At 47.9% G+C, this 23,784-nt stretch carries 18 protein-coding genes and 2 pseudogenes; 18 read left to right on the plus strand and 2 right to left on the minus strand.

Features of this window, described 5'->3' with window-relative positions; all coding sequences use genetic code 11:
* Positions 1–2 precede the first annotated feature (2 nt).
* From ABXS70_RS01055 to ABXS70_RS01065, 3 genes are all read left to right on the plus strand, one after another.
* Positions 3–182, plus strand: a complete 180-nt coding sequence (locus tag ABXS70_RS01055; protein ID WP_366293329.1) for a hypothetical protein — start codon at positions 3–5, stop codon at positions 180–182.
* A 202-nt stretch (positions 183–384) separates the two neighbouring features.
* Entirely contained in the window at positions 385–1,293 is a 909-nt protein-coding gene (locus tag ABXS70_RS01060; protein ID WP_342556445.1) for an aldo/keto reductase, read from the plus strand.
* A gap of 138 nt (positions 1,294–1,431) precedes the next feature.
* Positions 1,432–1,758: a thioredoxin family protein gene (locus ABXS70_RS01065; RefSeq protein ID WP_342552857.1), complete on the plus strand. Its 327-nt coding sequence runs from the start codon at positions 1,432–1,434 to the stop codon at positions 1,756–1,758.
* A gap of 113 nt (positions 1,759–1,871) precedes the next feature.
* Here ABXS70_RS01065 and ABXS70_RS01070 read toward each other — a convergent pair.
* Positions 1,872–2,751, minus strand: a pseudogene (locus tag ABXS70_RS01070) (DMT family transporter).
* Between the two features lie 201 nt (positions 2,752–2,952).
* Here ABXS70_RS01070 and ABXS70_RS01075 point away from each other — a divergent pair.
* Together ABXS70_RS01075 and ABXS70_RS01080 are read left to right on the plus strand one after the other, a co-directional pair.
* Positions 2,953–3,837 carry a LysR family transcriptional regulator gene (locus ABXS70_RS01075; RefSeq protein ID WP_342552855.1) on the plus strand — a complete coding sequence of 295 codons (885 nt, stop codon included), beginning with the start codon at positions 2,953–2,955 and terminating at the stop codon, positions 3,835–3,837.
* A gap of 81 nt (positions 3,838–3,918) precedes the next feature.
* Entirely contained in the window at positions 3,919–4,101 is a 183-nt protein-coding gene (locus ABXS70_RS01080) for a hypothetical protein (RefSeq protein ID WP_342552854.1), read from the plus strand.
* A gap of 183 nt (positions 4,102–4,284) precedes the next feature.
* Here the strand turns inward: ABXS70_RS01080 and bacA are convergent, their stop codons facing one another.
* The gene (gene bacA / locus ABXS70_RS01085; protein ID WP_342552853.1) at positions 4,285–5,097 is read right to left on the minus strand and encodes an undecaprenyl-diphosphate phosphatase; all 813 of its coding nucleotides are present in this window, start codon (positions 5,095–5,097) and stop codon (positions 4,285–4,287) included.
* Between the two features lie 220 nt (positions 5,098–5,317).
* On the opposite strand from bacA, the gene ABXS70_RS01090 reads away from it, so the two are divergent.
* The 13 genes and pseudogenes from ABXS70_RS01090 to ABXS70_RS01150 all read left to right on the plus strand — a co-directional run bounded on the left by ABXS70_RS01090 (position 5,318) and on the right by ABXS70_RS01150 (position 23,729).
* Positions 5,318–5,950, plus strand: coding sequence for a TetR/AcrR family transcriptional regulator (locus ABXS70_RS01090; protein WP_342552852.1), 633 nt, complete (start codon positions 5,318–5,320; stop codon positions 5,948–5,950).
* Between the two features lie 142 nt (positions 5,951–6,092).
* Entirely contained in the window at positions 6,093–6,965 is an 873-nt protein-coding gene (locus ABXS70_RS01095; protein WP_342552851.1) for a transporter substrate-binding domain-containing protein, read from the plus strand.
* Positions 6,966–6,996: 31 nt separating this feature from the next.
* Positions 6,997–7,641 (plus strand): amino acid ABC transporter permease, encoded by a 645-nt coding sequence (locus tag ABXS70_RS01100; protein ID WP_342552850.1) that lies wholly within the window; start codon positions 6,997–6,999, stop codon positions 7,639–7,641.
* 15 nt (positions 7,642–7,656) lie between these two features.
* Positions 7,657–8,403: an amino acid ABC transporter ATP-binding protein gene (locus tag ABXS70_RS01105; RefSeq protein WP_342552849.1), complete on the plus strand. Its 747-nt coding sequence runs from the start codon at positions 7,657–7,659 to the stop codon at positions 8,401–8,403.
* Positions 8,404–8,478: 75 nt separating this feature from the next.
* Positions 8,479–8,901, plus strand: a complete 423-nt coding sequence (locus ABXS70_RS01110; protein ID WP_090924948.1) for an OsmC family protein — start codon at positions 8,479–8,481, stop codon at positions 8,899–8,901.
* A gap of 251 nt (positions 8,902–9,152) precedes the next feature.
* Positions 9,153–10,943 carry a histidine kinase gene (locus ABXS70_RS01115; protein WP_342552848.1) on the plus strand — a complete coding sequence of 597 codons (1,791 nt, stop codon included), beginning with the start codon at positions 9,153–9,155 and terminating at the stop codon, positions 10,941–10,943.
* The gene (locus ABXS70_RS01120) at positions 10,936–12,546 is read left to right on the plus strand and encodes a response regulator transcription factor (protein ID WP_342552847.1); all 1,611 of its coding nucleotides are present in this window, start codon (positions 10,936–10,938) and stop codon (positions 12,544–12,546) included. Before ABXS70_RS01115 ends, ABXS70_RS01120 begins: the two co-directional genes overlap by 8 nt.
* Positions 12,547–12,680: 134 nt before the next feature.
* Complete coding sequence (locus tag ABXS70_RS01125) at positions 12,681–15,707, plus strand: sugar-binding domain-containing protein (protein ID WP_342552846.1); 3,027 nt, start codon at positions 12,681–12,683, stop codon at positions 15,705–15,707.
* Positions 15,708–15,998: 291 nt separating this feature from the next.
* The gene (locus ABXS70_RS01130) at positions 15,999–16,982 is read left to right on the plus strand and encodes a sugar ABC transporter permease (RefSeq protein ID WP_342552845.1); all 984 of its coding nucleotides are present in this window, start codon (positions 15,999–16,001) and stop codon (positions 16,980–16,982) included.
* 15 nt (positions 16,983–16,997) lie between these two features.
* The gene (locus tag ABXS70_RS01135; RefSeq protein WP_342552844.1) at positions 16,998–17,900 is read left to right on the plus strand and encodes a carbohydrate ABC transporter permease; all 903 of its coding nucleotides are present in this window, start codon (positions 16,998–17,000) and stop codon (positions 17,898–17,900) included.
* Between the two features lie 206 nt (positions 17,901–18,106).
* Positions 18,107–19,785: pseudogene (locus tag ABXS70_RS01140) on the plus strand (ABC transporter substrate-binding protein).
* Between the two features lie 397 nt (positions 19,786–20,182).
* Positions 20,183–21,883, plus strand: coding sequence for an ABC transporter substrate-binding protein (locus ABXS70_RS01145; RefSeq protein WP_366293340.1), 1,701 nt, complete (start codon positions 20,183–20,185; stop codon positions 21,881–21,883).
* Between the two features lie 136 nt (positions 21,884–22,019).
* Positions 22,020–23,729, plus strand: a complete 1,710-nt coding sequence (locus ABXS70_RS01150; RefSeq protein ID WP_342552841.1) for an ABC transporter substrate-binding protein — start codon at positions 22,020–22,022, stop codon at positions 23,727–23,729.
* Positions 23,730–23,784: the final 55 nt, after the last annotated feature.

Genomic DNA, 23,784 nt, shown 5'->3' on the forward strand with positions numbered 1-23,784 from the left:
GCATGTCAAAACGGAAATTGCTTATGACAGCCCTAGGAGCTGGTGTGACGTATTTGATGAGGAATAAGCAGGCCCGAGATAAAGTGATCAGCACGGTATCCAATATGGTGAAAAAGAATGGATCATCCGCTCAGAGCGCCAGACCGCGAGTAGAGGTTAACAGCAGAGAGTGGAAAAATTAAGGCAGCGGCGTGATATACGATCGCGGCTATGTATAACTGTGGATCAAACCTGGGACGATGGTTCCGGGTTTTTGTTTTGCAGGCTGCCGGGTTAGATACTGCGCTGAGAATGCGATTTTTACCAGGAAGAATGATACAATGAATACTTGCAGAACGTATGGAGGGAGATGCACTTATGGAAAATGGTCGTTTGGACACAACCATGAAAAGAAATCGTTTGGGCACATCCGATTTAATGGTGGGGGAGATCGGACTGGGCTGTATGTCGCTCGGAACGGAACTGAACTCTGCGGTGAAATTGATTCACGAAGCTTTGGACCATGGTGTCAATCTGCTGGATACAGCGGACCTGTACGATGCTGGGCGAAACGAAGAGATTGTGGGACAAGCGATTAAAGGCCGCCGGGACCAGGTTATTCTTGCTACGAAAGTGGGCAATCGCCGGATTCCCGGTAAAGAAGGCTGGTCATGGGACCCGTCTAAAGCCTATATCAAACAGGCTGTGCATGAAAGTCTCCAGCGTCTGCAGACTGATTATATTGATTTGTATCAGCTGCATGGCGGCACACTTGATGATCCAATCGATGAGACCATTGAAGCCTTTGAGGAATTAAAGCAGGAAGGACTCATTCGGTATTATGGCATTTCTTCGATCCGTCCGAATGTCATTCGGGAATATGTAGAGAAGTCATCGATTGTCAGCGTGATGAACCAGTACAGCGTAGTGGATCGCAGAGCCGAAGAGGAAGTGCTGCCTTTGCTTGAGGAAAAAGAGATCAGTGTCATCGCCCGTGGTCCAGTTGCCAGCGGTGTGCTGGCTGATTCGGGAACAGAGAAGGCGAATAAAGGTTACCTGGATTACACGCCCAATCAGCTGCACCATATTCGCCAAGGGATGGCTCGGCTCGTTACAGATGACCGCAGCATGGCGCAGACAGCTATCCGTTATGCACTGGCTCACCCGGCTGCAGCTGCTGTCGTACCTGGAGCCAGCTCCAGAGCGCAGCTGCTGCACAACATTGCCGCAGCTTCGTCGCCACCACTCACCGCAGCCGAGGTTCAGGTCATTCGTGAGCATACTCCGGCTAACCGATACACACAGCATCGCTGATCGATTCGCTGCCTGTTTCCAAATGTAACTTTTTAAAGTACAATAAAGACAGGCGGCAGGAAGAGTAACGTGGACCAAGTTAGACTGCTGCATACAATAGGTAAACATGAACTAGAATGATATAAGGAGAGAACTCATATGGAAAGAATTCAAAGTGAACAGCAATACCTCGACCTGATTAACTCAGACGGTTTAACCGTGATCAAATTTGATACAACCTGGTGCCCGGACTGCAAAAACCTGGATCGCTTTATCGGTGATGTTATGAATAAACATACAGACAAATCCTTTTATGCCCTCGATGCAGAACAGTTCCAGCCGTTTGCGGAAGAGAATGGTGTACGCGGAATTCCAAGCCTGCTTGTATTCCAAAATGGCAAGAAGCTTGCACACCTGCACAGCAAATGGGCAAAAACCCCTACACAGATCTCGGAGTACCTGGAGACGCTTGAATCTAAAGTGTAATCGAATATTGATGTGATGAAGATGGATTCATGACGAAACCCCTGCCTGTCTTACGACCAAGCAGGGGTTTTTGAATTATGTGACTTCATTGGACTCACAGTTTGACAATGAACTTACATATTAACCATTTTATTTCCTTTGGGCTTGAGATTTACAAGCAGAATACTGGCAATTATCATAATCAGTCCGGCAACCAAATTGACCGTCACCGACTCTCCAAGGAATAAAACACTGCAGAGCAGTGCAATCAGCGGAATTAGAAAGGTAAAGGACCCTACTTTGCTGGCTTCTCCGTTACTGACGAGTTTGAAGAATGCAAGCCAGCCTAAGGCAATGACAAATACCGAAATAAACAGCATATCCGTTATAAAAGAAAGGCCCCACTGCACATTTCCCCAACTTTCAGATGCTGTCCCTGCCGCAGTGAGTACAATCCCGCCAACCAGAATCGGAATCGCCGTCATCCAGAGTCCATCTACTTTGGTAGAGTTCTTTTTCATGTATATGGTACCCGCAGCCCAGCTTAAAGCACTAAACAACCCAAGTATTACTCCCTCAGGGGATATCTGGCCAGTCATACCGCCGAGACTGATCACAGCTGTACAGGACGAGCCCGGTGATTTTCATCCCATACATTGTTTCTCCCAACCACAGCCAAGCCCCGATCCCGAGCAGTACAGGCTGCAGGAAAACGATGGAGGAGAATAATCCTGCGGGTACCTTTGTCAGGCCGACTGTCTGGAATCCGTAGAAAAAAATGATGTTAAATACCGCAGAGATCGCATAAATATGCCAGGTTTTCCGAAGCTGAAGTGTTTTGTAACGTGGAAGAGCATAGAGTCCTAGGACGAGCCCTCCAATCAGCAGACGCATGCCTGCAAAAAGAAGAGGGGGGGTAAAGTTTAATGCATATTTGGTCAAGGGCCAGTTTACTCCCCACATAAGAACCAGGAAAACCAGAATCCAGCCTGCTTTTGCACGTGATAAAGCCATAGGTCAAACGTCTCCTTTAAAGATACATAGCAAAGACTGCTGCAACCGCATGATCGCTCAATCTATACCATACTTCATGTGAATTCGGATAAGAACAGCGCCCAAGAGGTCTCTCGTTGCTCGCTCCGTGTTCTCCATGATACAATAACCAGCGGGATAATTGAAATGCATGTTAATTATGAGGAGCATACCAAAATAGTTATGAACAATTCACAATTACAGCTGTTTGTTAAAGTCGCCGAGACAGGAAGCTTCACACGCGCAGGACAGGAGATGAACATGACACAGCCTGCAGTCAGCCGGTCCATCTCCTCCTTGGAAAATGATTTAGGCGTTACGCTGATCATACGAGATCGGCGCAATGGTATTATGTTGACGGATATAGGGCAGCGAATTCTGGTCATCTTCCGACAGATTTTACAGCAGTACGATAAGGTGCATCAGGTGGTAGCTGCCGAGAAGGGCCTGGAGATTGGCACGATCCGCATTGGCTCTTTCCCCATGTCATCTGCACATCTGCTGCCCAGAATTATTCGCTCAATCCGAGACAGGTATCCGAATATCGAATTTGAACTGCATGAAGGCAATATTATGGAGATACAGGAATGGCTGCATTCACGTGCTATTGATGTCGCTTTAATCATCGCTACCGACAAGGAAGCTGCGGATATGAACTATGAAACGATGCCGTTATACAACGAAGAGATGCTGGCGGTGTTTCGAGAGGATGAGATATTTGCTAATGAGGAAATGTTACATGTGAGAAAACTGAGTGGACAATCGATGATTATCTGTAATGGCGGTTATGAAGTGCCGATTGTAGATCTGTTTGAACGTGCAGAAGCGGAGCTGAATATCGGCTTTATCGTGCATAACATCAATACCTGTCTTAACCTGATTGAACAGGGACTTGGAACAGCCATTCTGCCTGCCATTTCGCTGTCTTGGCTTCCTTCGGGTGTAAAAGCGCTGCCTACAGAGCCAAAGGCATATCGCTGTATCGAGATTGCTGTACCTTCGCTGATGGAGGCTTCCCCAGCTTCCCGTTTGTTTATAGAGACTGCACAGCAGCTGTACGGATCATAATCAGGGTCTTGTTTAGAATTTGTTCAGTGTCGTTCTGTATACTAATAGAACAAACTGAATATTGGAGTGAACAAGAGCCGAATGAGCAGAGAGATTTTGGAAGAGATGCATCAATTGAGCCATAATAATGATCGAAGGTATCATTTGCTGATGATTGGTGTAAAGCAGTTGTTAAATGAACAGAAGCTGAATAGGTATCGTTGGTTGGGGAGACTGAAGGAACGAAAAAGACAGCGAAGCATACAGGCAGATCGTTGGGAATAATATCGGATTACCTGAACATGCCTAAGTAATGCCAGGCTTACATTGTACATATTAAATTATAGCCAAATGGCGGCCCTGCTTCCGGAGGAAGACAGGGCCGCCATTTCTGTTAGAGCAGCTGATCGGTTTGATGTTGGATAAGAATGGAGATGTGTAACCCCGTTTTTGTTCCATTCATATAAATTACATCATCAGAATCACGAAGAATACTGCTGCCAGTACAAAGCGGTATACAGCGAAGACAGTCAGGCTCAATCTTTTCAGAATAGACAAGAATGTCTTAATTGCCAGCATGGCCACGATGAATGCGGCGATAAATCCAATCGCAAAGATGAGAAAATCATCGCTGTTCAGATGATCAATGCTTTTGTACATATCGTATCCCGTAGCACCAATCATAATTGGAACGGACACGAGGAAGGTGAACTCTGCCGCAGCTACCCGGCTGATTCCGGCAAACAGGCCGCCGGAGATTGTGGAACCGGAACGAGAAAAGCCCGGCCACAACGCCAAAATCTGAAACATGCCTACAGCAAATGCCTGCTTGTAGGTAATATCATCAACATCATGTGTGGTAATACGTGAGCTTTTACGGCTCCAACGCTCAGCTGCGATCATCAGTAGACCACCGATCACAAGGCTGTACAGTACGGTTTGCGGACCAAACAAGTGAGCTTTAATCCAGTCCCGGAACACAAGTCCGATGACGACAGCAGGAACCATCGCCAGAATGATATGGCCCAGATTGAGACGGCGGGAATACGGCCTTTTGCCTCCGGTGAAGCGAAACATATCAATGAATTTGTTCCAGTACAATACAACAACAGCCAGTACAGCACCAAGCTGCACAACCACCTCAAACGTTTTGACTGACTCGTTGTCCTCTGATAGACCCAGCAGGTGAGCTGTCAGAATCATGTGTCCGGTAGAGGACACGGGCAAAAACTCAGTCAAACCTTCGATGATGCCCATAATAATGGATGATATAAAGTCCAATTCTCTTCCTCCTTGAGATGCAGATGACAGCCATAAGGGCCTGTCCTGCTATGACGATGTCTGTCCTTTCGAACAAGACTATCCTCTATTATGCTCAGAATGGTCTCCCACTTCAACTCTATGCTTGTAACCCGGTGTTTAAAACTATATTGACAAAAACCGAGTTATCCCATAGGATATACATTAACTGACTGACTAATCAATCGGGAGGTTTGCAATCATGGCCAAAATCAACGGTTTGGAGCCCGGAGAAGAGCGCCGAGACCAAATTATCCGTATAGCGATGGAACGATTCGCGACCCAGGGGTATCATCAGACCAAAATTTCCGATATTGTTCGAGAGGCTGGAGTTGCTCAAGGAACGTTTTACTGGCATTTCAAGAGCAAAGAGGCCATTGCCTCCGAAATTTTGTTAACCGGCAGAGAGCAGCTGCTGGAGGCGATCGGGCAGGGCTACCGCAAGGATGCGGGATCGGTTGAAGATATGGTGAAGGCCTCGGAGAAGCTGTTTACCGACTTGTTCACCTTTGCGGCGGCGAATCGGTATTTTATGGAGCTGCTGCTTAAGGGAATTGTGACCGAAGCGTCCGTTCAGGCGCTGGTCGAAGAGACTCGCAATGCGGTGGAGACGGCTTTCCGTCACAATATGGAGCGTGCTGTCGAACTGGGCATGCTGCCAGCAGATATGAAAGTACCCCTGCGTGCGGCGCTGCTTGTAAGCATGATCGAGGGTATGATCTCACGCTGGTTGTTTGGCTCGGAGGAGCTGCACAGCCGTTTCCCGGATATAGACGCTGCAGCGTTAGCAGCTGAAGCGGCGAGTTTTGAATTTTACGGCCTTCTTGGTACATAATGGGCAGCGGGGTCGTGGCGTTATTTTCAGGAAAGAGGCAGGAAAATTACACAATTACACGCTTCTTCACATGATTAAGCCAGTCACAGGGAATAATGGAAGCACCAAGAGAACATAAGATGAATGAGAGGAAGTTAACGTCATGAATAACACATATGGAACTAAAATTCGCAAAGGGTGGTCTCTCACCGCAATTCTGCTCATGGTTGTGCTCGTACTGAGTGCGTGCGGCAGCAAGGCTGCGGATAATGGGGACACGAATACGGGCAATACAAACAATGCAGCACAGTCTGGTGGCAGCGAACTGGAACAGATCAAATCCGCAGGTGTGATTAAAGTCGGCATGATGGGCACGTATCGTCCGTACAACTTCCTGAATGACAAGAAAGAAATGGACGGATTCGATGCGGATATCGCACGTGAAGTGGCGAAGCGCCTTGGCGTTAAAGTTGAATTTGTATCTCAGGAGTTCTCGGGTCTGACACCAAGTCTGCAGGCGAAAAAGCTGGATGCGATTATCAGCCAAATGACGATTACGGACGATCGTAAAAAAGTGCTGGATTTCAGTGATCCGTACATCACGAACCAAGTCAAAATTATTGTCAAAGAAGACAACAATGATATTACGAAACTGGAAGATTTCAAAGGCAAAACGATCGGTGTAGGTTTGGGCACTAACGATGAAACGTACCTGCGCAGCGAAGTGCTGCCCAAAGTTGGAGAGTTTACAATCAAAACGTATGATGATGTCATTTCATCCCTGAAGGACCTGAACGCAGGTCGGATCGATGCTACGATTAACAACCTGTATGCTTTGAAACCGATTATCGATGCGAATGGATTCAAAATTAAAGCTGTAGGCGAAGCAATCAAAAGCGACCAGGCAGGGATCGCGGTGCGTAAGGACAACCCTGAGCTTGTCGCTGCATTGAACGATGCGCTGCAAGGCATGAAGGACGACGGCACATACAATACTATTTTCAAAAAATGGTTTGGTGAAGAGCCTGCGCAATAATGAACCGGCAGGGCGAAGGGAAGTTTGATCCATGGAACTGGTATTCGAGAATATCCCCTTCTTTCTGAAGGGGGCTTATTATACGCTGTATGTCACGGTGATCTCCATGTTTTTTGCCTTTATCATCGGGTTGCTGGTAGCTATTGCTAGGCTTAAAGGGCCGGTGTGGTTAAGGCTGATCGCCAGATTTTATGTATCCATCATGCGGGGCACCCCGCTGCTGGTGCAATTATTCGTCATTTATTACGGGCTTGTCGACTATGGTGTAACGCTTGGGTCGCTTACGGCCGCTTGTCTGGGGCTTAGTTTAAATGCCGGTGCGTTTCTTTCCGAAACGTTCCGCGGGGCGATTCAAGCTGTACCGAAAGGGCAAACGGAAGCGGCATACGCGACGGGTATGACTCCCGCACAGGCGATGAGACGTATCATTTTCCCGCAGGCCGTGCGCATTGCCATTCCACCGATGGGTAATACCTTTATTGGCATGCTCAAGGAAACATCGCTAGTCGCTGCTATTGGCGTTACCGAACTGCTGCGTTCTGCACAGCTTTTGGTATCGCAGTATGCAGTCAATATGCCATTTTATCTGGCAATTGGCGTAATGTATTGGATCATGAGCATCGGCTTCTCGGCCATTCTGGAACAAGTGGAGCGCCGGCTGGCCCGGGCTTACTAAAGGGGGAGAGGACCGATGATTACTACAACCGGACTGACCAAACGTTTTCAAAATCATGAAGTGCTCACCAATATCGATATGCATGTAGATGCCAAGGATATTGTTGTCCTGCTGGGTCCCAGCGGTTCGGGCAAAAGCACCCTGCTGCGCTGTCTCAATGGACTCGAACAGCTGTCCGGCGGACAGATCGAAGTGAACGGCATTGTGGTAAACAGTGCAGATCCGCTGCGCGTGCAGCGTGCCCGGGTACTGGAGATTCGTCGCCAGACCGGCATGGTGTTCCAGCAGTTTAACCTGTATCCGCACAAGACGGTGCTTGGCAATGTCATGGAAGGTCTTATAACGGTGAAAAAAATAAAGCGGGATGAAGCCGCCGAGCGCGGGCGTCTTTTGCTGGGTCGTGTAGGTCTGTCGGACAAGGAGGACGCTTATCCTTCCCGTTTATCGGGGGGCCAGCAGCAGCGAGTAGCCATTGCGCGTGCTCTGGCGATGGAGCCGGAAGTGATGCTGTTTGACGAACCTACCTCAGCCCTTGACCCCGAACTGGTTGGAGAGGTGCTGTCGGTGATGAAAGAGCTGGCACAGGAAGGCATGACGATGCTGGTCGTGACACATGAGCTGAAGTTTGCCCGGAACGTGGCGAACAAAATCGTCTTTATGGCGGACGGTTCCATTGTCGAGACAGCAAGCCCCGAAGCCTTTTTTGAACACCCTGAGCAAGAGCGCACGCGCCAGTTCCTGCGGCAGATTACCGAATTTTAAACCACCCAGTGATGGGAAGGTTATTCTGTCATCGGAGTGTATGTGTAAACTAACTAAAGGAAGAAGGAAAACATCATGAATGTAACAACAGTATGGAAGGGAAAACGCGCCTTTACCTCTGAAGGACCTTCAGGGTATGCTGTAGGTATGGATGCCACAGCAGCATATGGCGGTGACAGCCAAGGCGCTACGCCGATGGAATTGTTACTGGCAGGACTTGGCGGCTGCATGGGGATCGACATTACGATGATTCTGGATGCTTTTCTGGATAAGATCGATTCGATCGAGATCGAAGCGCAGGGCACACGCAGCGAGGATATGCCGAAAGGTTTTACGTCCATTGATCTGATCTTTAAAGTAGACGGCGACATCCCGGATTACCGGATCTGGAAAGCCATCCAGATGGCCGAAGAGAAATACTGCGCCGTTTCCGCGTCACTGAGCGCAGATATCCATCCGAAGCTGATTCTGAACGGCGTAAGCACGCCACGTCCTTAAAACAGCTTTAATTTAATTTAAGCTTTAAAAACACATCAGATTTAATGAAAAGAGGCACTTCCAATCGTGGAAGTGCCTTTTTAGCGTAGGCATGTTTTTTGGGTTCCATCCATGTATCTCAAACCATATCTCCTTTTTAATGTCAAATCGAACGCTGCAGTTATGTGGTATGATGGATGCGCGGGTTAGCGTGACCTGTTTCTAATGAACTGAAGATGTAAGCGCTTATACGGACGATGGAAGGTGCAGATATGTTAAAACGGCTGATTCGAACTTCGAATAATCTCAAATTAAAGCATAAATTGCTCATTTCCTATGTGCTTGTTGTTATGATTCCAGTGCTGATTATTGGTCTCGCTGTTACCAGTTATTTTCGTCAGCAGGCGCTGGATAATGCCATCGGGCAGACCATCATTAATGTGGATAAAATTAAAAGCCAGACGGCGACCATGCTGCGTGTGCCCACCGATATATCCAACATGCTGATGTTCAATGCCGATCTCAAGGAGATCGTGAACCGGCGTTACAAGAGTGTGGTAGAGCTGACTTCGGCCTATCTTGCCTATAAAGACTTTCAGGAATATCGAAGGCTGTACCGCGAAATAGCCGGTATTCGATTTTACTCCCCCAACCCGACATTGATTAACAATCTTGAGTTTATTCCGGTGAATGAACGGACCAAGGAGAGCTACTGGTATAAGGAAGCGCTGAAAACGACGAGCATCGGCTGGTTCTATATCCCCGGCAGGGAAGACAACCCGGTTCACCGGCTCAGTCTGGTGCGCAAAGTTCCGTTTGCCGAATATAAGACAGAAGGTGTACTGATGATTGTGATCAATCAGGAGGAACTTAACGGCCTCCTGCGTCAGGAGCAGTTTGAGACGCTGATTACGGACGAACAGGGTTATGTAGTTGCAGCCAAAAATACCGAACTGGTCGGTAAGACGCTGGATGAGCTTGATTTTGGCGTAGATCTGCAGAGTCAGCCCAAAGGCACCATCGAAGCTGATTTTCAGGGGGAGCCTTCCAATATCGTGATTGATGAACTGGGGCCGGGGTCCAGCTTCAACAAACTGAAGGTCATCTCGGTGTTTGCGACCAAAAATATCGTGAAAGATGCTAACCAGATCAGCCAGATTGGCATGATTTTTATTACTTTGGTGCTGGTGATCGCACTGCTGCTGGTATATATCATCTCATTCCTGACCTCAAACCGGCTTCTCCGGCTCAGCAAACATCTGAACAAGCTGGCTCTCGGGGACTTGAATGTCACTTCGCGTATTGACGGAAATGATGAGATTGGTCAATTATCACGCCAGTTCAATTACATGGTGAAGAGCATTAACGAATTGATGACCCAGGTGGTCGAGACCACGGAGCAGAACAACCGATTGGAAATCGCTCAGAAAGAGATTAAACTGAAAATGATGGCCAGCCAGATCAATCCCCATTTTTTGTTTAACGCGCTTGAATCTATTCGCATGAAGGCTCATATCAAGGGGGAGGCAGAGATTGCGAATATTGTCAGGCTGCTTGGCAAGCTGATGCGAAAAAGTCTGGAGATTGGCAGCGGTAAAACGACGTTTCGGGCAGAACTGGAGATGGTACGTTCTTATCTGGAGATCCAGAAGTTCAGGTATGGAGACAGACTAGCGTTTGAGATTCATGTGGACCCTGAGGTGGAGAGAATGTATATTCCTCCTTTGATCATTCAGCCGATTGTAGAGAACGCCATTGTACATGGTTTGGAAAACAAGGAAGGTACTGTGCAGGTTCATATTCATATCTGGCTGAAGGATGGCATAGTGGGGGTTCGAGTTAAGGATGATGGGGCGGGAATCACGCCGGAAAGGCTTACTGAAGTGATGCAGTTTGTCAGCGGCCCCGAGGAAGAGGAGAAGAGCCGGATTGGGATGCGTAATGTGCATCAGCGTTTAACGTTGACGTATGGGGAAAGTGCCGGGTTACAGATTAACAGTGTGTACGGGGAAGGAACGGAGGTTTCTTTCACCTTGCCAGCAGGAGGGAACCAGCATGTATAAAGTATTGTTGGTAGACGATGAACCGAGCATTCGCGAGGGACTGACCACCATTATCGATTGGGAAAAATACAGCTTCCAGGTCATGGCTACAGCCGGAAGCGGGCGAGAAGCGATCGCCTGTTTCCACGAAATGAAGCCGGACCTGACCATTATTGATATACGGATGCCAGGCATGACTGGCCTGGAGGTAATAGAAGAGCTCCGCCTGACTCAACCGGATGCACATTTTCTGATTTTAAGCGGGTATGCTGATTTTGATTATGCCAAAAAGGCAATCAGCTTCGGCGTGGACGGCTACCTGTTGAAGCCGGTGGACGAAGAGGAAATCATTGCTGAACTGGAGCGCATTGCGGTGCAGCTTCAGCAGGAGCAGGAGACGCAGGCGCGTTACGCGGGAGAAGATACAGCCTACAGGGAACATCAGATTGAGGCGCTGCTCTATGACTCACTGCAGGGTACGGGAAGCAGGGAGGAAGACAGCCTTGGACTTCACTGGCCGCAGTATCAAGTGATTCTGCTGGAAATTCATGCAGCACCGGATCTGCAGCGAGGAAATGAGATGAAGCGCAAGCTGATTGAAGCATTTGATCAGAAGGAGAGAGGGATCGTGTTTTCCTTTCATTCCGGACTGGGGCTGTTAATTAAAGAAGTGGTTACTCGGGACTCTGCAGCACAGGAGATGTACGAGGAGCTGCAGGCATTACTCGCGGAATGGAACGTACACATGTACGCTGCTGCGGGAGAACCGGTACATTCTACAGCGGATATTGCCAGATCATACACACAAGCTAACACCCTTCTAGCGGAACGTTTCCTGTTCTCCGGGCAGCGAATCGAGCGCTGGGACGAAGGGCGGCTGTCTCCTTCAAATATTACAGATGTGAACGGTCAGGAAACCGTAACAGAAGGGGTACAGGAGCCTGATGAAGTTGAATTGGCGGACAAGCTGTATTATGCCCTGGATATTCGCAGTAGTGAATCCGTGATGCGTGTGCTTGGAGAGATGGAAGAGCGCCTGATTCCGTACCACTGGACGGAGCAGGCAATCAAAACAGCATTTTCTCAAGTGTTCTCGCTCGCATTTAACAAGCTTGCTGCGGCTAATCAGCAGATGCAGTCTATTATGCAGGAGCACTCGGTGCTGATTAACGAGGTATATCATCAGTTTACGATGGCCGACCTCAAAGCGATGGCAGCTGAGCATTTGAATCGTCTGATCCAGCGAATGGGCGGAGGCAGCAAGGATACAGTGATGAAACAGATGATTGAATTCATTCAACGTAATCCGGGCGAGAACCTCAAGCTTGAAGTTCTGGCTGAGGTGTTCAATTACAACAGCAGTTATTTGGGGAAATTGTTCAAGAATCACACCGGGGAGTATTTTAACGCCTTTCTGGATAAAGTCCGAATCGAGCAAGCCAAAGTGCTGCTTGACGAAGGATTAAAGGTGCATCAGGTAGCTTCAAGGGTGGGATATGCCAACGTGGACTATTTCCACGGTAAATTCAAGAAATATGTGGGTGAGTCTCCTTCGGCGTACAAACAATCCAGATCCCAAGCCCAAGCCAAAGAAACGGGTTATCAGGAGGGCGAAAACGAGTGATCCAGACTTACCTCTGGTGCTCATCGTAATTATAGCGGATGTACTTCCTGGAATAAGCAATGGTTTACGAATACCCTGCACCGTAGACTGACCTGCACAAAGTACAAGAGTCCAGAGGAAGGGTGGCCCAGATTATGAATCCGCAGTCGGATGCAGTCGAAGCGCGTTATACGATCCATTTGAATGGAACCTGGCATTTTCTACTGGCCCAGCAGGCCGAAGAACATACTGAACACAGCGGGCATAGTGAAAGCAGGAACACGAAGCAATGGTGCCCTCCGCACCCGGAGGATGCTCTATGGAACACGATTCAGGTGCCGGGGTCTTGGGAGGAGCAGGGGTATGGTCAGGCTCCCGGGTATGCCCGAATCGATACATGGACTAAAATTCGTGAGTATGAGGGCTCAGCTTGGTATGCCAGAGATGTCTTTATTCCCGCTGACACCCGGAGCGGACATTATGTATTCGGACTGAAAGGCGTGCGTTGGACATCAAGGCTTTGGTTCAATGGAAACGAAGCCGGCATAAGGGACAGCCTGCTTACTGAACAGACGTGGGATATAACCCCTTGGGTAAAGCCAGGGGAGAACAACCGTATAGAGATTTGGGTCGATAACACGATGAAGCTGCCTCTCGCGGGCAGTCACATTCATTCATTACATACGGCCGCGGCTTGGGGGGGCATTACAGGAGGAGCATTTCTGGAAAGGCAGCCTTTACGGCGGGTACATAACTTACGAATTGAGCCTGACATGGCCAGCGGAACGATATCGGTTCAGTGCACGATCAGCAGACCCGCTGAAGTCTCCGCATCACGGATGCAGCTGCGGATTGATATCGAGCACCCGGATGGAACATGGCTGAGGCCCCATCTTTATGATGTACAGAGTGCCGAGAAGCAAGTAAATGCCAGAACGGAGGCTCAGGAGAACGACGGAGCGGAAACAGGTGTGATTATAGTATCATATCGGGTTGAACTGGGAGCGGAGAGAACGATCATAGCGTGGAACGATGAGAACCCTGCTTTATACCGGGCAGTGGTTCGATTGAAGGAAGGGGAACAGGAGCTTGACCGGATGGAACAGCGATTCGGTATGCGTTCTTTTGCAGCACGTGGTAAACAATTAATCCTCAATGGAACGCCAGTCTTTCTGCGCGGGTACGTGGACTGCTGTATATTTCCGCTCACTGGATATCCGGTTTGGGATTACGAGCACTATGTGAAGCAGTTTCGCACAGCCAAGTCTTACGGCTTTAACCATGTCCGTTTACACGGGTGGAGTCCACCGGAACCGTTCTGGGAGGCCGCCGATGAAGAGGGCATGCTTGTGCAGGCAGAGCTTCCGCACTGGTCCCGTTTTTTTCAAGAGAGTCATACTGCTGCTCCGATAGAGATATTGAGCTATCTCACACAAGAACTGGATCGACTGCTGGAGGCCCTGCATCGCCATCCTTCTTTTGTCTTGTTCTCACTGGGCAATGAGCTGATTGGTGCGAACGGACATCCCGAACTGAATGCACTGATCGCAAGAGCGAGAGAGAAGGACCCGTCCAGATTATACACGGATAATACAGGCTTTGGGCAGCTTCCCCCACAAGGAAGAGAAGCGGATTATTATATTCAGTCCTTTAACTGGCATCCTCCGCTGGAATCCGTTTTGTCGGCGGTGCCGGATACGACACTGGATTATCATGCGGTTACAAGGCTGGCATCACACCCGGTCATCGGGCATGAACATGCACAGTTCACGATGTATGTGCGTCCCCAGGAGCGGGAGAAGTATACAGGAGTCTTTCGTCCTACGTGGTTAGATCCTGTCGAAGAGTCACTCCAGCGTAAAGGCATGATGGTGAAGCTGGAACCGTATCAGCAGGCAACGGGTAAACATCAGATGCGATCACTCAAAGAAGCGATGGAGCGAGTAAGACGTACGCCGGATGCAGCAGGCATCCAGCTGCTGGATATCCGCGATTTCCCGGGACAGGGGCATGCCACCACCGGTTTTCTGGATGTATTTTGGGAGGATAAAGGAATAACAACCCCTGCTGAAGTAAAACAGTTCAATGCTGATGTGGTCATACTTCTGAGCTGCATAGAGCGGACTTATTACGCTGGAGAGCTGATCGAGATTGATGTGCGCATATCTCATTATGGCAAAAGGACATTAAAAAATGCTTCCATTCACTGGAGAATGGCTGCGGATGGACAGCTGCTCACGGAAGGAGAATGGAGCTGCGGAGATATTCCCTGTGGTTCGGTCCTGTCTCTCGGAAGTGTGAAGATTGATGCACCGGGCCATGGTGTATCAGCCTTTCGAGTGGAGGCCGAGCTGCGCTGCCATCCTGTGAATGATGCAATTCATCCTGTCAGCGCTGAACACTCCATCGTGCATCCTGCCAATCATCTGACGTCCGTTACGGCAGCCCAGAATGTTTGGCATGGCTGGTCTTTCCCGGTGGTACAGGCGGCGAGCGAACGCCATGGGGATATGAAGCGCATCTGGAATACGATGAAGGAACTGCAGCCCTTGCTGGTTGAATCACACTGCGAGCGTGTGGACCATGTAGATGGCTGCAGGCTGCTGAGACAAGGCCAGCATGAGCTGTTAATTGTGAAGTCCCTGACTCCCAATGTGCTGGATGTGCTCTTGAATGGCGGCCGTATTTGGCTGCAGCCGGATGCCGAGGATCTGTATGATCCGGTGGAAACGAAGTACCTGCCGGTGTTCTGGAATTATCTCATGTTTGCTGCGCAGCCGGGAGCCACGATGGGCATGCATATGGAGAAAGAGACCGCCCTTCTTGGGAGCTTCCCGCATGATGGGGCCTCCGATTGGCACTGGTATCATCTTGTGAATGGTACGCCTGCAGTTTGCCTCGACACGATGCAGGATGTTAATCCGCTGATTGAGGTGGTGGATCATTTCCACCGGGCCAAACGGCTGGCCTATGCATTTGAAGCCAGAGCAGGAAAGGGCCGTATTCTGGTATCTACTTTTCCTTTTACGGACACAGCCTTGATGAAGCGCCCGGAAGCCGCCTTTCTTTTTCAAGAGATGCTGTCTTATGTCCAGGGAGAGCAGTTTAAGCCGAGCAGTTCCGTTACAGCGGCCCAGCTGCTTGGAATGTTCAAGCTGAAGCCTATTCAATTTACATTGTGATATAAAGCATTTATTCGGAGACCTGCAAAGGTCTCTTTTTTATGTTTTTCGGCTAAAGGTAAACGATTTCTAAAAAACGTTTTCGTAAATATACTAACAAAGTTAAATCTAACTTTATATGGATTTATAAAAGTTAATAAGTCTATATTATCTCTAATTTTAAAGGATTAATGTCTGATTTTAGGGGGGGATATCTAATTTTTATATGATTTTCTCTAAAATCCAGATGGTATTTTGAAAACGCTCTATCGATTATGATTATTTTATAAAAACAGAGGAGGGGGAACGGAGATGGAAACGCTAACAAAGAAATCCGCTTCCGCGAAACGAAGCAGGGACCCCAAACCGCCATTGAAGCAGCGGCGGAACGGAGTTTGGGACAGAATGAAACAGCAGAAATATCTTTATCTGATGTCACTGCCATTCGTCGCTTGGGTTTTTGTATTTAACTATCTGCCGCTGTGGGGATGGACGATGGCTTTTCAAAATTATAAACCTGCCAGGTCATTCGGAGAACAGGATTGGGTTGGTTTTAAACACTTTGTAGAATTGTTCAGTGATGACCGGTTTTATCTGGTGCTTCGAAATACACTTGCAATGAGCTTGATGGGACTGATTGTCGGTTTTATCGTGCCGATTTTCTTTGCCATCCTCTTGAATGAAATGAAAGGTATGTTCTTCAAACGGGCTGTGCAGACCGTATCGTACCTTCCTCACTTTGTATCCTGGGTTGTTGTAGCAGGGATTATTACCAAGATGCTGTCGACCGATGGCGGAATTATCAATGATATTCTGATGGGTCTTCATATTATCGATAAGCCGATTCAGTTCATGGCGCAGGGGAACCTGTTCTGGTACATTGTTACCGCCTCGGATATGTGGAAGGAAACCGGCTGGAATGCCATCATCTATCTGGCGGCCATTACGGGTATTGACCAGGAGCTGTACGAGGCTTCACGTGTAGATGGTGCGAACCGCTTCAGACAGATGTGGCACATTACACTGCCGGGAATTCGAACGACGATCTCTGTATTGTTCATCATGTCGATAGGACACCTGATCAGTATCGGTTTTGAGAAGCAATTTTTGCTGCAGAACAGTCTAGTACTGGATTACTCGGAAGTCCTTGATCTCTACGCACTGAATTACGGTTTGAATATGGGTCGATTCTCGTACGGTACAGCGATAGGCATATTCAATTCCGTTGTCAGTATCATCCTTCTGTTTACGGCTAACGGTTTGTTCAAAAAATTCACCAAAGAAAGCATCATGTAGGGAGGGGGAGACATTATGGCGAACAAAACATTCAATGCCACACGGGGCGATAAAGTGTTCGATATATTCAATATCCTCGCGATGACCATGGTGCTGATTGTAACACTCTATCCATTCCTCAACGTACTGGCGATCTCGCTGAATAACTCGGCGGATACAGTACGCGGCGGAATCTACTTATGGCCTCGTGAATTCACACTGCAGAACTATCAGACAATCTTTCAATATGAGGGGCTGCTGCAGGGTTTGAAAATCTCCATTATGCGTACCCTTGTGGGTACACTGCTTGGGCTGATCAGTTCATCGATGATTGCCTTTACATTAAGCAGACCTGATTTCGGACTGAGAAAATTCGTATCCACAGCGCTGGCATTGACGATGTATTTCTCGGGTGGTCTGATCCCTGTATATATCCTGATGCGTGACCTGAACCTGATTGGTACATTCTGGGTATACGTACTGCCAGGTATGATCAGTGCGTGGAACGTATTCATCATCCGTTCATTCATTGACGGTCTGCCATATGCCCTTCAGGAATCGGCCAAGCTGGACGGTGCGAATGATTTCAAAATTTATTACCGCATCATTCTACCGCTGTGCAAGCCTGTACTTGCAACCATTGCGCTGTTCCTCGCCGTGGGACAGTGGAATGCATGGTTTGATACGTACCTATATAACGGCTCGAAGGCGCATCTGACTACTTTGCAGTACGAGCTGATGAAGGTGTTGCAGAGTACGCAGCAGGGCTCGGGTGCCGGACGGAACGCCAATGATATGGCACAGCAGATGGCACAGATTTCTCCGGAATCCATCAAAATGGCGATAACGATCGTCGTAACGGTTCCGATTCTGATTGTTTATCCGTTCCTGCAGAAGTACTTTGTTGGCGGAATGACACTTGGTGCGGTAAAAGCATAGACCTTGGTACAGATGTAAAGACTGGCCTAATAATGGATTGTAAACCTATAATAGAGTACTTATATAGAGAAGCTCAGGGTATCCCGACTGCTGCCATACACTATAATTTCAGTTTTGGCGGCGGGGCAGGGATCACTCATGAAGCTAAGAGAGGAACAGAACAGTTCCGTATAAGACAGACGTATGAAATAGGGAGGATTACCATTATGTCCAGTTTTAAAATGAAGGTCGCACTGGGGCCGCTTCTGGCTTTACTTTTGATTACATCCTGTGATGGAGGCGTCGGCGGTAAAACGTCACTTACGAATACCAGCGGAGCGCAGTCTCCGCTTACGTTCGATTTTTTCAGTGTTGATCCAAATCCAAACTGGAATGGCATGAAGGATGAAGTCGGCACGGTTATTACAGCCAAAACAGGCATCACCTTGAACGGCGAGTTTGCCGTTAGCGGGGGACAGGACAGAATATCCCTGATGGCAGCAAGTCGCGACTATCCGGATATCGTTTCACCCAAGGGTGAACTCAGCAAGCTGGTGGATGCTGGCGCAATGCTGGACCTGACCGACCTGATCGAAGAACATGCTCCCAACTTGAAGAAGCTGTATGGTAATTACATGAATCGGTTGAAATACAGTAACGAAGATCAGGCAATCTATGTGCTGCCGACGTATTATGCGGTGGACCAGAAATATTTTGATGCAGGCGGGGGATTCGGTATTCAGCATCGTGTGCTGAAAGAACTCGGATACCCCAAGGTTCGAACACTTCAGGACTATGAAAATGTACTGCGGGCATACAGCGACAAACATCCGATGACGGATGGTCAGCCGACCATTCCGTTAACGCTGGATGCAGACAACTGGAGAATCATGATTACCGTCACGAATCCGGCCTTTCTGGCCACAGGCGCACCGGATGACGGCGAATACTATATTCATCCGGAAACCTATGAAGCGATGCTGCATTACAAACGCCCGGAGGAAAAAGAGTATTTCCGCTGGTTGAATCATATGTACAGCGAAGGTTTGCTCGATCAGGAAAGCTTTGTGCAAAAATCAGATCAGTACAAATCCAAAATTGCAAGCGGACGTGTACTGGGTGTCATTGATCAGGATTGGGGGTATGCCGATGCAGAGGACGCACTGAAATCGTCGGGTAGAGCGGAGTCAGCTTATTCTCATTTCCCGGTGACACTGTCCGAGGAACTGAAAGATCACTCTTTTCAAGACCCAGGATTTGTATCCGGCTGGGGAGTAGGTATAACCACTGCTAATCCTGACCCGGTACGTACCATTCAATTCTTTGATTATTTGGCTTCCGAGGAAGGGCAGATTCTGATGAACTGGGGCATTGAAGGCAAACACTACGAGATCAAGGATGGCAAGCGTGTGATTCCGGCAGCGATTCAGGAGCAAAAAACAAACCATGCTTCTGCGTTCCAAAAAGAGTCTGGAATCGGACTATATAAAAATATGTCCGGACGCTATGGAGATGGCGTGAAAGATTCCACGAATAATTATTACACGACAAGTTTTCCTGAACAGATTGAAGCTTCATATACTCAAGCAGAGAAAGAGACCCTTCAGGCATACGGTGCTTCAACATGGAAGGATCTGTTCCCGAGTGAAGAGGAATTTCCGGTTAAACCTTGGGGGCAGCCTATAACATGCCAGCACCAGGAGATTCGGATTATAATGTCGTTTTCCAGAAAACACAGGATATCATCCGCAAACGGATTCCCGAAGCTGTCTTAAGTTCACCCGACAAGTTTGATGCCATCTATGATGGCATGATCGCTGAACTGAACCAGGCGGGAGCAGAAAAAATGGAAAAACAATATACGGCATTGATTCAAAATCGCGTTCGGTTATGGAACGCTGATTAGTGTTCGGTAAGTACAGACCTGTCCATTGAAAAAATAAAATAGAACCCGGAATATCGGGTTTCTTTTATAACAAAAACGTTTTAGTGAAACCGTTTTAGATTTTTGAAATTAGCTATTGACAAGGGTTTTCTTAAATATTATGATTCAACTGTGAAAGCACTTACAATTAATTGTGCATCTACTGCAGCCGTCTACCCGACAGAAAGAAGATTAAACATATCTGAAGGGAACAAAGCCTGGTCACTCAGAACGGCACCCTCATCCACTGGAAAAAAAGTAAGCGCTTCTAATGTTACTGAATCTGAGAAGAACGTTGGATTCACCCGAATATGGTATGAGCAGGCAGGTCCTGTTGTACAAATACACAGCTTCATTTTATCCAAAAGGGGGATTACACATGAAGGGCAGAACACCAAAAACATTTGCAATGCTTTTGTTAGCCAGCGCGCTTGCAATCACAGCAGGATGCGGAAGCAGTGGAGAGAAATCAGCTTCAGAGAAACCGGTGGACACGGGTGACACGACGACCCCGATTACGTTTACATTCTTTGGAGCAGATGCCAGTCCGAACTGGAACAACATGAAGGATGCTGTCGGGCAGGAGATTACCAAAGCAACGGGGGTTACACTTGAAGCTGAGTATGATGTAAATAATGGCGGCGACCAGAAGATACCGCTCATGGCTGCCAGCGGTGATTACCCTGATATTATCTATCCTAAAGGAAACCTGTCGAAGCTGGTGGATGCAGGCGCAATGCTTGACCTGACCGACCTGATTGAGGAGCATGCTCCCAACCTGAAGAAAATCTATGGTGACCAGATGAACCGTTTGAAATACAGCACAGAAGATCAAGCCATCTATACGATTCCAACCAATATGGGTGTAGGTAACGTCGCGTTTGATGCTACTGGCGGGTTTGAGATTCAGCAGAAGGTATTAAAAGAGCTGGGCTACCCGGAAGTGAAAACACTCGAGGATTATGAGAATGTGCTGCGGGCTTACTATGAGAAACATCCAACAATCGATGGGCAGCCTACTATTCCGCTGACGCTGAATGCCGATGACTGGAAGATTATGATTACGGTTACAAACCCGGCCTTCCAGGCAACAGGTGCACCAGACGACGGGGAATATTATATCAATCCTGAAACCTATGAAGCGATGCTGCACTACAAACGTCCAGAGGAGAAAGAATACTTCCGCTGGCTGAACAAAATGTATAACGAAGGTCTCCTGGACAAAGATACCTTTGTTCAGAAGGATGATCAATATAAATCCAAAATTGCCAGCGGCCGCGTTCTCGGTCTGATTGACCAGGAGTGGAACTATGGCGAAGCAGAAAATGCACTCAAATCCAAAAACAACGGTGAGAGCACGTATGCGCACTTCTCCGTCTCATTGAACAAGGATATTGTGGATCATACATTCCAGCCAACCGGTTTTGACGGTTACGGTATCGGAATTACTACCTCTGCGAAAGATCCGGTTCGGATCATCAAGTTTATGGATTGGCTTGCTTCCGACGAAGGCCAGGTCCTCCGAAACTGGGGGGTTGAGAACCAGCATTATAAAGTCGAAAACGGCAAACGCATCGTGCCGGAAGATGTCCAGGACCGCAAGATCAACGATAACTCCGCCTTCACTAAAGAGTCTGGAATCGGGATGTATAACGTCTTCAGTGCCAGATACGGTGATGGTGTGAAAGATCCCACAGATAACTACTACACAACCAACTTCCCTGAACAGATTCAGGCTGGATATACAGCAGCTGAGAAAGAAACGCTGAAAGCTTACGGCATTACAACTTGGAAAGATTTCTACCCGTCTGAGGATGATCTGAAGCTGAAGGATTGGGGCGCAGCATACAACATGCCGGTGCCTTCCGATACCGAATATAATGTTACCTTCCAAAAAACACAGGATATCATCCGCAAACGGATTCCTGAAGCGATTTTGGCCAAACCGGATCAATTCGACAGTCTCTATGACGGGCTGCTGGCTGAACTGGATAAAGCAGGCGCAGTAGAGATGGAAAAACAATACACCGTATGGATCAAGGATCGTGTATCCCTCTGGACGGGAAAAGATGTGAAGTAATGTTGAAACCATAACGATTGAAACAGGGGTCGTTGATTACATTTTACGAATAAGTTTGGCTTAACTAATATGTGGTATCCTCAGGCCCCTGGCCTGTTATACAGATAAAACCTTCATAAATAGGGGGAGATAGACAATGAGAGGCAGTATGAAAGACAGAATTACAGGTAAAAGACCGAAGACGTTTGCTATGTTAATGCTCGCTAGTGCGATGTTGGTTACTGCTGGATGCGGTAACTCCGGCACCAAGGAGACTACCGAATCCAGTGGTACCGATCCGATTACGATCTCATTCTTCGGTGCGGACCCTAGTCCAACCTGGAACAACATGCAGGATGCCGTTGGTAAAGAGATCACAAAGCAAACCGGAGTAACGATTGAAGCAGAGTATGATGTCAACAATGGTGGTGACCAAAAGGTTGCATTGATGGCAGCTAGCGGCGACTATCCAGACATGATTTTCCCAAAAGGAAACTTGTCAAAGCTGGTGGACGCAGGTGCAATGATTGACCTGACCGATCTGATTGAAGAACATGCACCGAACCTGAAGAAAATCTATGGTGATCAGATGAACCGTCTGAAATACAGCACGGAAGATCAAGCGATCTATACCATCCCAACGAATATGGGGGTAGACAACGTTGTCTTTGACGCGACAGGCGGATTCGAAATCCAGCAAAAGGTACTGAAAGAACTTGGTTATCCTGAAGTAAAAACACTTGAGGACTACGAAAAAGTACTTCGTGCCTATTATGAAAAACATCCAACGATCGACGGTCAGCCAACGATTCCATTGACGCTGAATGCCGATGACTGGAAAATCATGATCACGGTTACGAATCCGGCCTTCCAGGCAACAGGTGCACCGGATGATGGTGAATACTATATCGATCCAGAAACGTATGAAGCGAAACTTCACTACAAACGCCCAGAGGAGAAAGAATACTTCCGGTGGCTGAACAAAATGTACAATGAGGGCCTTCTGGACAAAGATACGTTTGTACAAAAGGATGACCAGTACAAATCCAAAATTGCCAGCGGCCGTGTTCTGGGCCTGATTGATCAGGAGTGGAACTATGGTGAGGCTGAAAATGCATTGAAATCCGCAGGCAAGGATGACAGCACGTATGCTCATTTCTCTGTTTCCCTGAATAAAGATATCGTTGACCATACGTTCCAGCCAACAGGGTTTGACGGTTACGGCATCGGAATTACCACGTCCGCGAAAGATCCGGTTCGGATCATCAAGTTCATGGATTGGCTTGCATCGGATGAAGGTCAAGTCCTGAGAAACTGGGGCATTGAAGGCGACCATTATAAAGTAGAAGATGGTAAACGTGTGATTCCGCAGGAAATTCAGGATCGCAAAGTAAATGATAACTCCGCATTCACCAAAGAAACGGGAATTGGCATGTATAATATTTTCAGTGCCAGATACGGCGATGGTGTGAAGGATGCAACCGACAATTATTACACAACGAACTTCCCTGAGCAGATACAGGCTGGATACACAGCGGCGGAGAAGGAAACGTTGAAAGCTTACGGTATCAGTACATGGAAGGATTTCTACCCTTCTGAAGATGATCTGAAGCTGAAGGAATGGGGCGCAGCGTATAATATGCCCGTACCTTCCGGAACAGATTACAGTGTTAAATTCCAGAAAACACAGGATATCGTCCGCAAACGAATTCCGGAAGCTGTCTTGACTTCACCAGCCAATTTCGATGCGACCTATGATGCATTCCTGGCTGAGCTGGACAAAGCCGGTGCAGTGGAGATGGAGAAACAGTATACGGAATGGATCAAAGATCGTGTGTCTCTGTGGACAGGTAAAGATGTGAAATAACAGGAGATATCCACTATGGTTTTCATCCGGAAAAGGCCCTCGCTCTGAGGGCTTT

The sequence above is a fragment of the Paenibacillus sp. AN1007 genome (assembly GCF_040702995.1).
GTDB lineage: Bacteria > Bacillota > Bacilli > Paenibacillales > Paenibacillaceae > Paenibacillus.